Origin of the sequence: Sphingomonas radiodurans, from assembly GCF_020866845.1 — a bacterium.
GTDB classification, from domain to species: Bacteria; Pseudomonadota; Alphaproteobacteria; order Sphingomonadales; family Sphingomonadaceae; genus Sphingomonas; species Sphingomonas radiodurans.
The window spans coordinates 335,903-348,191 of sequence record NZ_CP086594.1 but is presented as its reverse complement, the minus strand read 5'-3'; the positions used below and the strand labels follow the sequence as shown (position 1 = coordinate 348,191).

Below are 12,289 nucleotides of genomic sequence, written 5' to 3'. Positions count from 1 at the left end.
GAGAGGGGGCGAAGTTGGAAGGCGTACCAATCCGCGCTTGCGGCTTCGGGGCGACTAACGAGGAGCGATGGCTCCGGATCGAGTTTTGCCATCCCTAGCAGAGCTCCCCGCCTGCGCTGCGGCAAACGCGCGAGCATGCTCGATGAAGGCGCGAAAGGCCGCCGACGGATTTCGTCGACCGGGATAATAGAGGGACAGCGCGGGCAGCGGTGGCGTCCAATCTTCCAGCACGCGCACGAGGCGCCCCGCGGCCAGTTCGTCTCGGACGTCCGGCTCCATGAAGAAGCCGAGGCCGACGCCTTCCAGGACTGCGAACCGCGAGAGGCTGGTCTCATCGAGCGTGATCGGGCCTTGGACATCCACCTGTAAGGGTTGCCCGTCCTTCTCGAAGCGCCAGCGATACAGTTGGCCATTGGGCAAGCGGATGCGGATGCATGCTTGGTTGAGCAGGTCAGGCGGGGCCTGCGGAACGGCGTTGCCTTGGAAATAGGCTGGTGAGCCGACCACGACGTGGCGCCGATGCGGCACCAGCGGGATCGCGATCATGTCGCTCGGCACGAGATCCGCGCTGCGAATTCCGAGATCGAAGCCATCGGCGACGATGTCGACGAGCCGCCCTTCGGTGACCAGATCGATATGGACCTGTGGGTAGCGCCGCAGGAAGGGCAGCAGAAGAGATGGCAGGATCTCGCGCGCGGCAGTTGCGAAGGCGTTGATCCGCAGCGTGCCGGACGGCGTTTCCTGCTGCGATCGGGCAACGGCCATCGCCTCGGTTATGTCCTCGAGTGCAGGACCGATCCGATCGACGAAGTGCCGGCCGGCATCGGTTAACGAGACGCTGCGGGTGGTGCGGTTGAACAGACGCACGCCGAGCTCGCGTTCGAGCTTGGCGATCGCGTTGCTCAGCGCGGTCGTCGACATTCCGAGATCGAGCGCTGCCGCGCGGAACGAGCCGCGGCGCGCGATGGCGAGGACCGACTGCAGTTCGATTAGTCCTTGCCGCGCCATTGTCCTGATAATCGCGATGTTACGTCCTTATTTATCCCGATTATCGATGGGAAAATCCACTTCTAAATATCGGTCGCATTGCGGCGGATCATTGGCTCCGCTGCGGCTTTCAGACCGGAGAAAGACGATGGAGATCGAACTGCCTGATCCGATCGCGCGCTACTTCGCCGCCGATCAAGTGAGCGATGCTGCGGCAGTCGCGAGCTGCTTCACCGATGACGCCGTGGTGAAGGACGAAGGCAATGCCTACGTCGGAAAGGACGCGATCCGGCAATGGAAGGCCGAGGCTTCGTCCACCTACAATTATACTGTTGAGCCGTTTGCGCTCGTGGCCGAGGGCGACCGGACGGTCGTTACCAGCCACGTCGTGGGCGACTTTCCGGGCAGCCCCGTGGATCTGCGCTACTTCTTTGGCCTGAACGCCGGAAAAATCGCGGCGCTGGAGATCATCCCGTGATCCCCTTTCTCACGCTGGAGGGGAAGCAGGCGCTCGGTAAGCCGCGGATCGAGGCGCGACTTCCGCGCTGACTGCTTTTCGCACGGCGCGCGATCGACAGAGGTTCCGCACACGCGCAAACTTAAGTGATAATGCTTTTTTCCAAAGTTACGCTGTCCTGTCTCCAATCGCGGCCCTAGCAATCTTTTCCTCCGCATCCGCGAAAGCTGCTTCGTCTAACCGTCCGAGGCCTCGTGGGTAATATCCGCTCTGAATATCCGAAGGTCCGATGTTTCCACCGAAGCCAACTTCGTTTGCGACCTTGTCGATGAGTGCGTGGTAACGCTCCACGATTTTGACTGGATGGCTAGGCTCTTCAAAGGTTGCTTCCGCAAATGACTTTCTCGCCTGACGAACAGATTGCGAATCGGCAAACGCCACATCCACTAAGTTGATCGCATCGATCGCATCCCGATGCAGGAGTTGATTGCGGCACCTCATCAAACTGATGAATACAGCCATCCGGATGCGCGTACGTTCGCTCTCAACCTCGTTCTGGCGACGTAAGTTTTCTGCGAACCGTGCGGCCATCATTGGAGCGCGCCACGCAACGATCAGTGCGGCTGCAGCGGCCATCATCGTGAGAACAGCCGCACCTGCAGTGATCCAGTCAGTTATCATCGGCATTTGCATGATCCCCGCAAGAGATTGTTCTTAGTCTAAGGCGCGATCGGCGCCTCGGAGCGGCAGCACGCTCACTCGATGCCACAGCTTGACGGTCCTAGGCGTTACCTAAATCTACCCTGCTGCATCGGATGATGGACGTAACCCATTGAAATCGTGGCGCGCCCGGCTGGATTCGAACCAGCGGCCCCAAGCTTAGAAGGCTCGTGCTCTATCCAACTGAGCTACGGGCGCGCACGCGAGCCGCGTTAGCGCGGATTGCGGGTGGGTGAAACCGTCGGCATGATAGGGATTATGAGCGAGGGGGATGCGCCGGGCCGCGTGGTGGCCGATCAGTTGCGGGGGCAGAGCCTGCGCTTCTACGATTTCGTGATGGCGGCGTTCGTCGCGATCCTGCTGCTTTCGAACGTGCTTGGCGCGGGGAAGGTGGCGCAGGTGTGGCTGCCGGGGGTCGGTTACTGGCCGTTCGGCGCGGGCATCCTGTTCTTTCCGGTGGGTTATGTGATCGGCGACGTGCTGACCGAGGTCTATGGTTATGCGCGCGCGCGACGGGTGATCTGGGCGGGGTTCGCCGCGACGGTGTTCATGGCGTTCATGGCGTGGGTGGTCGTCGCGCTGCCGCCGGCGCCGGACTGGACCAACCAGGCGGCGTACGAATCGGTATTCGGGCAAGTGCCGCGGATCGTGTTTGCGAGCATGTGCGCCTTCTGGGCGGGCGAGTTCGTCAATTCCTATGTCCTCGCGCGGATGAAGGTGGCGACCGGCGGGCGGCATCTGTGGATGCGGACGATCGGATCGACGGTGGCGGGGCAGGGCGTGGACAGTTTGATCTTCTATCCGCTCGCGTTTCTCGGCGCGGCGGGGTGGACGACCGAGCTCGTCATCACCGTGCTGTTCACGCAATGGGCGCTGAAGGTCGCGTGGGAGGCGCTGCTGACGCCGGTGACCTATCTGGTGGTCGGCTGGCTGAAGCGCGCCGAGGGGATGGACGTGTATGACGAGGGGACGGATTTCACCCCGTTCGGCGCGCGGATCTGATCGGTCAGAGTTCGCCGGTGCTGCGGGCGAGGCGGAGGCGGCTGATGAGCTGTCTGATGCCGCCGCGGCGGCGCGCATAGGTGAGGACGGTTCTGGCGGTGTGGCTGGCTAGCGCGCGCAGGTGTATTGGTTGCGCGAGGAGGAGCGCAGGTCGGCTCAGCGGGTCAGCTGTCGTGCGATAGCCGGCGCGGGCCATTTCGGCTCCGCAGATCGTCTCGATCAGCGCTATTTCGCTTGGCTTGAGATCATCGCGCCATTGCGTGTCGCGCTCGGGATCGAACGGCGCGTTGATGTTGCGGTGAAGCGCTGCGTCGATTGGCGCCACGGTGAAGCGCGTGCCGCTGCCGTCCGCGAGCGGAACCCCGAGTGCCTCGACGATCATGCGGACGGCGGCGGGCACGGGATCGGCGAGCGTTTCGTAGCGCGCGGTGATCATTGGCCGGTGCGCTGCGATGGCCTCGATCCGGCGGCAATGATTGCGCCAGTGGCGCGCGGCGTAAAGCAGGCTGCCGCGCGCCATGTCGAAGCCGGGCTTTTCGGGCACTGGCGTCGCGCGCATGGATCGGGCGACGGCGCGAAGATCGCGCAGCGCGTGGATCAGGAGCGGCGTGTCGAACGCGGCGTCGAGCTCAGGCACGAAAGCGACGTAGGGTTCGAGCTTGAGGATCAGCGCGGCCGGGCGGCGGCCGAGCGCGGCGGTGGCGAGCGCGGTCAGCAGTGGGTGGAGATCGTCGGCGCCGTGGCGTTTGGCGGCGGTTGCGATCTGAGCATTGCTCAGGCCGAGGCTGGCGAGGCGCGGGTCGGCGAGCATCAGGCTGATCAGCGTGTCGGTCGGGATGCGCCGGCGGGCGCGCCGGGCGACGAGCAGATCGAGCGTGAAGCGCAGTTCGGGGAAGACGAACACGTCCGCCAGCACGTCGGCGATGATCCGCGACAGCAGGGTGGAGCCCGAGCGGTTGACGTAGAGGATGATGCCGACCGGCACGCGTAGCCCGTCGTGCTCCTCCGACGGCTGTGTCACCGTTGAGGCTTCTCCAGCACCGCGCAGAATTCATCGCGGCCGCTTGGGGTCGGCCAGACGCGGACGGGCGCGAGCGGCGATAGGCCGAGCTGGAACAGCAGTTCGGTCAAGTCGCGGAAGGACTCGGGCGTAAAACGCCACGCCTCGACATCGATATAATTGCGCGCCTGCTCATGCTCGTCGATCGCCGCGGCGATCCGCTTGGCGCGCGTCTGCAACACGGGTTGGCCGTCGTCAGCGAGCCGCAAGACGCGGTATGTGATGAGGCTTTCGAGCGAATGGACCTGGCGCTGCTCGCGATGCGCGCCGATCACGGCGGCCTCGGTGCTCAGCGGCAGAGCTGAGGTGCTGCGGCGGTGATCGGGGACGATCAAATAATAGCGCCCGCCTTCGATCAGGACGCGCCCGATCGACTGCAAGTGCCGGATGAGATCGGGATGATGGCCGATCGACCGACAAGCGACCGCGGCGTCGAAGCTGCGCGGCAAGGCATCGACGGTGCCTACATAATGGATCCGCGGCACTCGTTCGGGGGCGAGATCGTCAGCGGCAGCGCGTTTGCGCAGCGCTTCGGTGCCGGCCATGTCGAGATAGCGCACCTTGTTGCCGGAGATGATCGGGTTGCAATAGGGGCCGACCTCGAGGATGCGGCCTTGCTCGCGCGCGACGACTTCGAGGAAGCCGGCGCGCTTGGCTGCGCTGCTGGCGGGGCGGCCTTCGTCGCGGCCGTGATCGCGGTAATGCGCGAGGAGTGGCGCGTCGGGGAATGCGGCGAGATCGGGGTTGTTGGCGCGATAGAAGGCGAGGTCGATTTCCGGCGGCAATTCGTCGTCATCCATTCGCCGCCTCCCCAAGACTATGGTCAGTCCGCCGTCTTCTCCAGAACCGCGCAGAATTCGAACCGCAACCGCGGCGTTTGGTACACGCGTGCCGGCCGCAACCTGGTCAGGCCGAGATGATGGATCACCCCCATCGTCTGCCGGAAGCCTTCCGGAGTCCAGTACCAGGCGTGAACGTCGATATAGCCGCCGTCCGCTGCCTCGTATTCGCTGAGCGCCATGCGCACTCGGCGCGCCTGTTCGTCGGGCGGAAAGGGGCCGTGCTCGCCGGCCCAGTGCATGCCGGGATCGTTGTGAGTCACCATCGCGCGATGCTCGATCACGCTTTGCAGGCTGTGAACGGTGCGCCGCTGCTCGTGCGCGTACAGCACGTTGGCGATCGTGCTTTCGGGGATCAGCGCATCGAAGCAATAGCGCTTGTCGGGGATGATGAGATAGTAACGCCCGCCCGGCGCCAGCAGCCGATCGACTTCCTGCAAGTGCCGCACGAGATCGGGCTGATGCTCGATCGCGTGGCTGCTGACGACGGCGGCAAACGTGTCGTCGATCTGCGCCAGTTCGCCGGTGTAATGGATTTCCGCAGGGCAGTCGGAGGGATCGAGGCCGATCTCGATCGCGCGCTGGCGCAGCGCATCGGCATCGATCACATCGAGGTAGCGTACGTTCGGGCCCTTGACGAGCGGGCGGCAGAAGGGCCCGATCTCGAGCATCGTGCCGGTTTCGGCGCCGAGCACGACATCGAGGAACCCCTCGCGCTCGGCGGCGGGCGACGCGACGCGACCTTCAGCCAGGCCCCAGTCGAGATAATGCGTCGCCAGCGCCTCTTCATCGAAGGTCGCGAGGTCGGGATGGCGTTCGCGGTAGAAGCTGCCGTCATACTCCAGCGGGAGCGTGGCGGCGGGCGCCGTCATGCAACCAGCTCCAGCAGGCCTTCGAACAGCCGACGGCCATCGTCACCGCCATGCGCCTTCTCGATGCGGCGTTCGGGGTGCGGCATCATGCCGAGCACGTTACCGGCGCCGTTGAGGATGCCGGCAATGCGCCGCGCCGATCCGTTGACCTCCTCGGCATAGCGGAAGGCGACGCGGCCCTCGCCCTCGAGGCGATCGAGCGTTTCGGCGTCGGCGACGTAATTGCCGTCGTGGTGCGCGACCGGCACGAGGATCGTCTCGCCGGCGTCGTAGCGGCTGGTGAAGCTGCTTTGCGCATTCTCGACCGTGAGCGATACGTCGCGGCAGACGAAATTGAGCCCGGCGTTGCGCATGAGCGCGCCGGGCAGCAGCCCCGCCTCGGTGAGGATCTGGAAGCCATTGCAGATGCCGAGCACGGGCAGCCCGCGGCCGGATTGCTCCGCCACCGCGCGCAGGATCGGCGAGCGCGCGGCCATTGCGCCCGAGCGCAGATAATCGCCGTAGGAGAAACCGCCCGGCAGCGCGACGAGGCCGATGCCGTCGGGCAGCTCGGTCTCGCGGTGCCACACCATCTCGGGCGCGCGGCCCGTCACCGCTTCCAGCGCGACGGCGACGTCACGGTCGCAGTTCGATCCGGGGAAGACGACGACTGCCGTCTTCATGCGCGCTCGATCCGGTAGTTTTCGATCACCGTGTTGGCGAGCAGCTGGCGGCACATCGCGTCAATCTGCGCGTCATCGACGGTGTCTGCGACGTCGAGTTCGATCAGCTTGCCGACCCGCGCGCCTTCGACGCCAGCGAAGCCGAGGCCGGCCAAAGCGTGCTCGATCGCCTTGCCCTGCGGATCGAGGACGCCGGGCTTCAGCGTGATATGGATGCGCAATTTCATGGCGCGAGCGCTATTCGATGCGGGACCAAATCGCAATTGGTTCCTCCCCGGACCAAGGGAGGCGAACGACCCGTAGGGTGAAGAATGGGTTTCTTTGCCAGCCAATAGCCTAGCCATCTCCTCCACCAGCTTCGCTGGTCCCCCTCCCCGTTCCGGGGAGGAATAGGCGATCAGAAGAAGCGGGCGACTTCGAAGGCCATGCGGCTGCGGGCTGTTTTGTAGAAATCAACCGAGGAGCGGACGTTTGCGGTCGTCCAGGTGATCTGCGGCGACATGCCGAGCACGCGCAGCTTGCGGTTGCCGAGGCTTAGCCGGGTCGAGAAACGCCAGTCGTCGCGCGGGGCCAGCGAGAATAGACCGGCTGGCGCGTCGAACACCGCGCGGCTGACGCTGCCTGAGGCGCCGGCGGTGATGCCGTAGGGAAGCTCCGCGCCGATCGCGGCGCTGCCGCCGAGCTCGGTGTTCGAATAGGCACCGGCGCGCAGCCAGTCGCGACGCAGGAACGGGCCGCCCGACACATAGGCTGCCTTGCCGATGCCGCGTTCGTAGGTGGCGTAGATGCCGGCCTGCCAGCCGTCGAAGTTGCGATCGAACAGCGCCGACGTGCGCCGCGCGTCGAGCTGGATGCCCGCACGCGTGCGCTCCGACACGACGGTCTGGAAGCCGACGCGCGTGCCGATCTGGCGCGACACGAGGTTGCCGCCGAACCAGCGGCGTGCACCGATCGCCTGGAGCGACACCCGCGATGATTGTGCCACGGCATATTCGCCGCCGAGCGCGATCTGGCCCTGGTAATCGTCGTAGCTCTTGCCAGCGTAATTGACGCCGCTGCCGTCGAAGTCGGTCAGCACCGACAGGCCGGTCGCCAGCGGGATGCGCGAGCTGGAGGATAGCGAGGCGACCTGTCCGGTGCCCGACTGCGCGCGGGCGGAGGGATCGAGCGTCAGCGGCAGCGCGAGATCGCCGAGGTGGACGGTCACCGTTTCGGCGCTGGTGGCGCTGTTGATGTTGCTGTCGGGCGCAAAGCCGAGGTTGACGTTGACGCGCCAGCTCTTGTTGGCGCGGATGATATCACGCACGCCGCGGATCGACTGGGCGACGTCAGCGGGGAGTTCGTCGTCCTGCGCGGCATATTTGAACTGGCGATCGGCGCTGGCGGGCTTGCCGAGCGCGAGCATTGCCTTGCCGAGCTCGATGCGGACGCGCGTCTGGTTCGGATCGTCGGCGAGGATCGCTTCGTAGAATTGCACCGCGCCGGCATGATCGCCCTTCTGTGCTGCGATGAAGCCGCTGAGGAAGCGGTGCTGCAGGCGATAGCCGGGGGCTTCCGACAAAGCGGCGACCAGCGGCTTGGCTTCGTCGAAGCGGCTGGCAGCGACGAGGCGTTCGGCCGAGGCGAGCAGCTGCGCCGGGGTGAGCCGGATCTGGCACACTCCCTCGGCGCATGAGCCGCCTTCTGCGGCGAGCGAAGGCGTTGCCATCAGCGCGCTGGCGAGCGCACAGGCGCCCGCCAGCAGCTTGCGAAGCCGAAGCATTCGATGGTCCTTGTGGGCGCTAGCTTACTTCTTGGCGCCGGTGAACGCGCCCTGGATGTCGATCCGCTGATCGGGCACGCCGCCGACGATGCGGAAGTTACCGCCGAGGTTCACGGCGTCCGGCCCGTAGAAGGCGCCGTCGAGCGAGCTTGCGCCGGCCGTGCTCGATCCGGGCGACACGCGGGCGAAATCGATCGCCTGGCTGCCGAGACTGGCCGACTGGAATTCACCGGTGAAGCCGCCGGAGCGCGCGAAGTCGATCGCCGCGGTCGCGCCGGCCTTGAAGATGGTGCCGGTCGGGAAGCTGAGCGCCACGTCCGAGATGCGGTCGTTCTCGAAGAACGTGCTGTTCACGGTGCCTTCGAAGCCGAGCGACATGGTGCTCTTGCCGAAATCGACCGCCACGGTGCTCGATCCGACCAGCCACTGAAAGTAGTTTTCGCTCGGCCGGGCGCTGTCGAAGGTCGGGTTCAGGACAGCGGTGGCGATGAAGCCGCCGGTGTACGAGCCGGTGCCCTTGATCGGGATTTGGGTCGACGCGGTCTGCGTGCCGAACGCGAACACGCCATGCTCCGCCTTCCGCTCTATGGCGTCGTCCTTCGAGCGGGAGAAGCCGGCGAGGGTGACGTAGGTCGTGGCGTTGCCGGGGCGCTGGTAGAAGAAGGTGTTGACGCCGTATTCCTCGTCGGCCGCCGCAAGATAGTTGAAACCTTCGAGGTTCGGCACCTCATATTCTGGCTGCGAGCGCGGATTGAAATCGGTGCGGTGGGCCGGATCCTGATAGCGCGTCGTGTTGGTGATGCCGGCCTTATCATCGGTGAAGGACACGGTGAAGATGCCGTCGCGCGGATCGTAAGCGATCGTGCCGCTTGGTGCGCGGACGGTGCTCGCATTGCCCTGATAGAGTTCGCCGCCGGTTACATTGTCCTTCTTGAACGAATGCATTGCGCCGACCGCGTCGAACGTGGTCGCAGCGGACACCGCCAGAAAGTGCGCTGTGGCGGTCGTGCCGCCGTTGCCGCTACCGCCGGTGACACCCGCGCCGGTGCCGCCGCTCGCCGTGCCGCCGGTCGACCCGGTGCCACCCGTCGGCGCGGGCGGCGCGACGCTGCCGACCGATTGTGGGCCGGCACCGCCGCAAGCGGCGAGCATGCCCAACGGCAACATCATCGCGATCAACTTTCCACGCATCATTCATCCCCTGCTCGATGCCTTGTTGGGCCAGGGGCTAACGTGGAAAGGTTAACGCTCGATCAAGCGCCCTACTTGCCGAGCTTCTCGCGGTGCTCCGCCATGTCGAGAACCGCGGTGTCGCCGCCTTCCGGCAAAAGCCCAAGACGCCGGGCAACTTCCTGATACGCCTCGACTTCGCCGCCCAGATCACGCCGGAAGCGATCCTTGTCGAGCTTTTCGTTGGTCTTCATGTCCCACAGCCGGCAGCAATCCGGGCTGATCTCGTCGGCCAAAATGATGCGGCCGAAATCATTGTCCCAGATCCGTCCGAACTCGAGCTTGAAGTCGACCAGTCGGATGCCGACGCCAGCGAACAGGCCGCACAGGAAATCGTTCACGCGGATCGCGAGGTCGGCGATGTCATGCATCTCCTCCTGGCTCGCCCAGCCGAACGCGGCGATATGTTCGTCCGAAATCATCGGATCGCCGAGCTCGTCCGACTTGTAGGCATATTCGATGATCGTGCGGGGAAGCTGCGTGCCTTCCTCGATCCCGAGCCGCTTCGACAATGTACCGGCGGCGACGTTGCGCACCATCACCTCGATCGGCACGATCTCAACCTGACGAATGAGTTGCTCGCGCATGTTGAGACGGCGGATGAAGTGCGTCGGCACGCCGATCGTACCGAGCAACGTGAAGATATGCTCAGAGATTCGGTTGTTGAGCACGCCCTTGCCGTTGATCGTGCCCTTTTTCTGGGCATTGAAGGCGGTGGCGTCGTCCTTGAAATACTGGATCAAGGTGCCGGGCTCGGGCCCCTCGTACAGGATCTTCGCCTTGCCTTCATAGATCTGCCGCCGGCGCGCCATATCATTACCCCTGAAACAGACAGCCCCGGTGCGCGACGATGGCCGCGCATCCGGGGCGGGAATGCCGAGGGATATAGGGGACGGGGGCGGGCTGCGCAATCACGCGGCGGGCCCGCGCGCGCTGCGTGCGCGCCACCGAGCAATCGGGCCGCGCCAGCCGAGGCGACGTGCGAGCCACGCCAGCCCTGTCACCGCCAGCACCCAGGGCAGGGCTGCCAGCGCGACGGTGACGAGCGCGCCGAGGCTCCAGCCGATCGTCTCTCCGGCGGAGGTGACCGCCTGGCGCAGCGGGGTGAGGGGCCCGGTCGATTCGGCCGACGTGTAATCGAGGTCGAACCGCGACATGGCGACGCGCTGGCGAAGCGAGGCCTGCAGGCTGCGGGCAGCGGCGAGATCCTCCTGCGTATCGGCATAGGCCTTTTCGGCAGCGACGAGATCGCCGACCCGGCCGTTCGCGGTGCGGATCAGGCCGAGCAGGCGATCGGCAAGCGCCTCCTTGGCGCGGACGCGGGCGTCGGTGTCGATCACTTGCTTAGTGACGTCCTCCGCCGCGGTGCGGCGATTGCCGACCGAACCGCCGGCGCTGCTGACCAACGCATCGAGCCGGCTGCCGAAGGCGGGCGCGATCCGTGCATCGACGACCAGCGATGTCTTCGCGGACGCGTCGGCGCGGTCCGAACTATCGATGCTGCTTTCGAGCACCAGGCAACGGTTTGGTCCGAGCGAGCGGCATAGCTGGGCCTGGCGGGCCTGCACCGGGGCGATCTGAGCGGCGGCAAGGCGATATCCGATGTCGTAGCTGTAGGCGATTTGCGGCGCGTCGCTTTGCGCCGCTCGCTCGGGCGCCGGGGCTTCGGCAGGGATGTCATAGCTGACGCTTGCCTGCTCGTTCGCCGGCCTCGAACATGAGGCGGCGAGTAAGAAGACGACGACAAGCATCTTGTTCATCAGCGTTTTCCTTGCGGAGCAGCACCGAGCCGCAGCGCCGCGTGGACGATCCGCTTCGTTTCCGCCCATGCCGCGCTGTCGGGCGCGACCAGTTCGACGTGGCCAGTCGCGGGAACGGTGACGAGGGTGGCGCGGTCGCCAGCCCGGCGGGCGCGAGCGACGTAGTCGGTGGCCATGCTATAGGGGATGATCTTGTCTTCGCGGCCGTTGACGAGTGTCTGGGGGACGCCGAGCGGGAGGAGGCGGGGGACCGACGTGTCGGCGTAGGGATCGGTGCGAGTGGTGCCGACGAGCTGCTTGACGACACCGGTGCCGCAGCCGTTGTCGGGGCTGGCGGCGGTGGCTTCGAGGTCGGGGAGGCCGCCGAGGCTGACGGCGTGCGCGATCTTCAACGGGTTGGCGGTGCGCAGCGGGCTGTCCGCGGGCAGTTTGGCGCGGGCCGCCAGCCATAGGGCGAGGTGCCCGCCGGCGGAGTGGCCGACCGCTACCACATTGCGCACGTCCAGATTATATTTCGCTGCATTCGCAGTGAGTTCGTCGGTAGCTCTCGCAGCATCTGTGAAGGTGCCGGGATAGCCGCCGCCGGTGCGATCGACCCCGCGATAGTCGATGTTCCACACCGCGATGCCGTCGCGCCGCAGGTCGGCGGCGATCCAGTCCATCAGGGTGCGGTCGGCGATTTTCGTTTGCCAGCAGCCGCCGTGGACCATCAGCACGACGGGGTGAGGGCCCGGGCCGGCGGGGCGCCATAGATCGACCTTCTGGAGGTGATCCGGGCCGTAGGCGATCGTCGCATCGGCTCTCTCGCGCGGACGGGATGTGAGGTCTTTCCAGGTAAGTGGCTGGAAAGTCGTGGCTGGCGGAGTGCTGGCTGTCATGGTTACGGGTGAGCATGACGCCGTCAGGACGGCCGATGCAAGTAGAGTAGCGCTCCAGTG

General features: G+C 65.6%; 14 protein-coding genes and 1 tRNA gene. 2 read left to right on the top strand and 13 right to left on the bottom strand.

Annotated elements, in window-relative coordinates:
- Window positions 1-54 precede the first annotated feature (54 nt).
- A complete protein-coding gene (locus LLW23_RS01590) occupies window positions 55-1,008 on the bottom strand; it encodes a LysR family transcriptional regulator (protein WP_228947047.1) in 954 nt (317 codons plus the stop codon).
- 127 nt (window positions 1,009-1,135) lie between these two features.
- Between LLW23_RS01590 and LLW23_RS01585 the strand changes: the two genes are divergently transcribed.
- Window positions 1,136-1,465, top strand: a complete 330-nt coding sequence (locus tag LLW23_RS01585; RefSeq protein WP_228947046.1) for a nuclear transport factor 2 family protein — start codon at window positions 1,136-1,138, stop codon at window positions 1,463-1,465.
- Between the two features lie 147 nt (window positions 1,466-1,612).
- Here LLW23_RS01585 and LLW23_RS01580 read toward each other — a convergent pair whose 3' ends face one another.
- Entirely contained in the window at window positions 1,613-2,125 is a 513-nt protein-coding gene (locus LLW23_RS01580; protein WP_228947045.1) for a DUF6680 family protein, read from the bottom strand.
- Between the two features lie 160 nt (window positions 2,126-2,285).
- A tRNA-Arg gene (locus LLW23_RS01575) sits at window positions 2,286-2,362 on the bottom strand.
- A 60-nt stretch (window positions 2,363-2,422) separates the two neighbouring features.
- On the opposite strand from LLW23_RS01575, the gene LLW23_RS01570 reads away from it, so the two are divergent.
- On the top strand, window positions 2,423-3,166 hold the full coding sequence (locus tag LLW23_RS01570; RefSeq protein WP_228947044.1) for a queuosine precursor transporter: 744 nt from the start codon (window positions 2,423-2,425) through the stop codon (window positions 3,164-3,166).
- Window positions 3,167-3,170: 4 nt separating this feature from the next.
- On the opposite strand, the gene LLW23_RS01565 is transcribed toward LLW23_RS01570, so the two are convergent.
- The 10 genes from LLW23_RS01565 to LLW23_RS01520 form a co-directional block, all read right to left on the bottom strand.
- Complete coding sequence (locus tag LLW23_RS01565; RefSeq protein ID WP_228947043.1) at window positions 3,171-4,187, bottom strand: sulfotransferase; 1,017 nt, start codon at window positions 4,185-4,187, stop codon at window positions 3,171-3,173.
- Window positions 4,184-5,026 (bottom strand): methyltransferase domain-containing protein, encoded by an 843-nt coding sequence (locus tag LLW23_RS01560; RefSeq protein WP_228947042.1) that lies wholly within the window; start codon window positions 5,024-5,026, stop codon window positions 4,184-4,186. The genes LLW23_RS01565 and LLW23_RS01560 overlap by 4 nt, the downstream gene beginning before the upstream one ends.
- 23 nt (window positions 5,027-5,049) lie before the next feature.
- Window positions 5,050-5,937, bottom strand: a complete 888-nt coding sequence (locus LLW23_RS01555) for a class I SAM-dependent methyltransferase (RefSeq protein WP_228947041.1) — start codon at window positions 5,935-5,937, stop codon at window positions 5,050-5,052.
- Window positions 5,934-6,599: a phosphoribosylformylglycinamidine synthase subunit PurQ gene (gene purQ, locus LLW23_RS01550; protein ID WP_228947040.1), complete on the bottom strand. Its 666-nt coding sequence runs from the start codon at window positions 6,597-6,599 to the stop codon at window positions 5,934-5,936. Before purQ ends, LLW23_RS01555 begins: the two co-directional genes overlap by 4 nt.
- A complete protein-coding gene (gene purS / locus LLW23_RS01545) occupies window positions 6,596-6,826 on the bottom strand; it encodes a phosphoribosylformylglycinamidine synthase subunit PurS (protein ID WP_228947039.1) in 231 nt (76 codons plus the stop codon). The genes purQ and purS overlap by 4 nt, the downstream gene beginning before the upstream one ends.
- Window positions 6,827-6,996: 170 nt before the next feature.
- Entirely contained in the window at window positions 6,997-8,361 is a 1,365-nt protein-coding gene (locus LLW23_RS01540; RefSeq protein ID WP_228947038.1) for a porin family protein, read from the bottom strand.
- A 24-nt stretch (window positions 8,362-8,385) separates the two neighbouring features.
- Window positions 8,386-9,555 carry a hypothetical protein gene (locus tag LLW23_RS01535; protein WP_228947037.1) on the bottom strand — a complete coding sequence of 390 codons (1,170 nt, stop codon included), beginning with the start codon at window positions 9,553-9,555 and terminating at the stop codon, window positions 8,386-8,388.
- Between the two features lie 68 nt (window positions 9,556-9,623).
- Complete coding sequence (gene purC, locus LLW23_RS01530; protein ID WP_228947036.1) at window positions 9,624-10,403, bottom strand: phosphoribosylaminoimidazolesuccinocarboxamide synthase; 780 nt, start codon at window positions 10,401-10,403, stop codon at window positions 9,624-9,626.
- Window positions 10,404-10,502: 99 nt separating this feature from the next.
- Window positions 10,503-11,351, bottom strand: coding sequence for a DUF4349 domain-containing protein (locus LLW23_RS01525; protein ID WP_228947035.1), 849 nt, complete (start codon window positions 11,349-11,351; stop codon window positions 10,503-10,505).
- Window positions 11,351-12,229, bottom strand: coding sequence for an alpha/beta hydrolase (locus LLW23_RS01520; protein ID WP_228947034.1), 879 nt, complete (start codon window positions 12,227-12,229; stop codon window positions 11,351-11,353). Before LLW23_RS01520 ends, LLW23_RS01525 begins: the two co-directional genes overlap by 1 nt.
- Window positions 12,230-12,289: the final 60 nt, after the last annotated feature.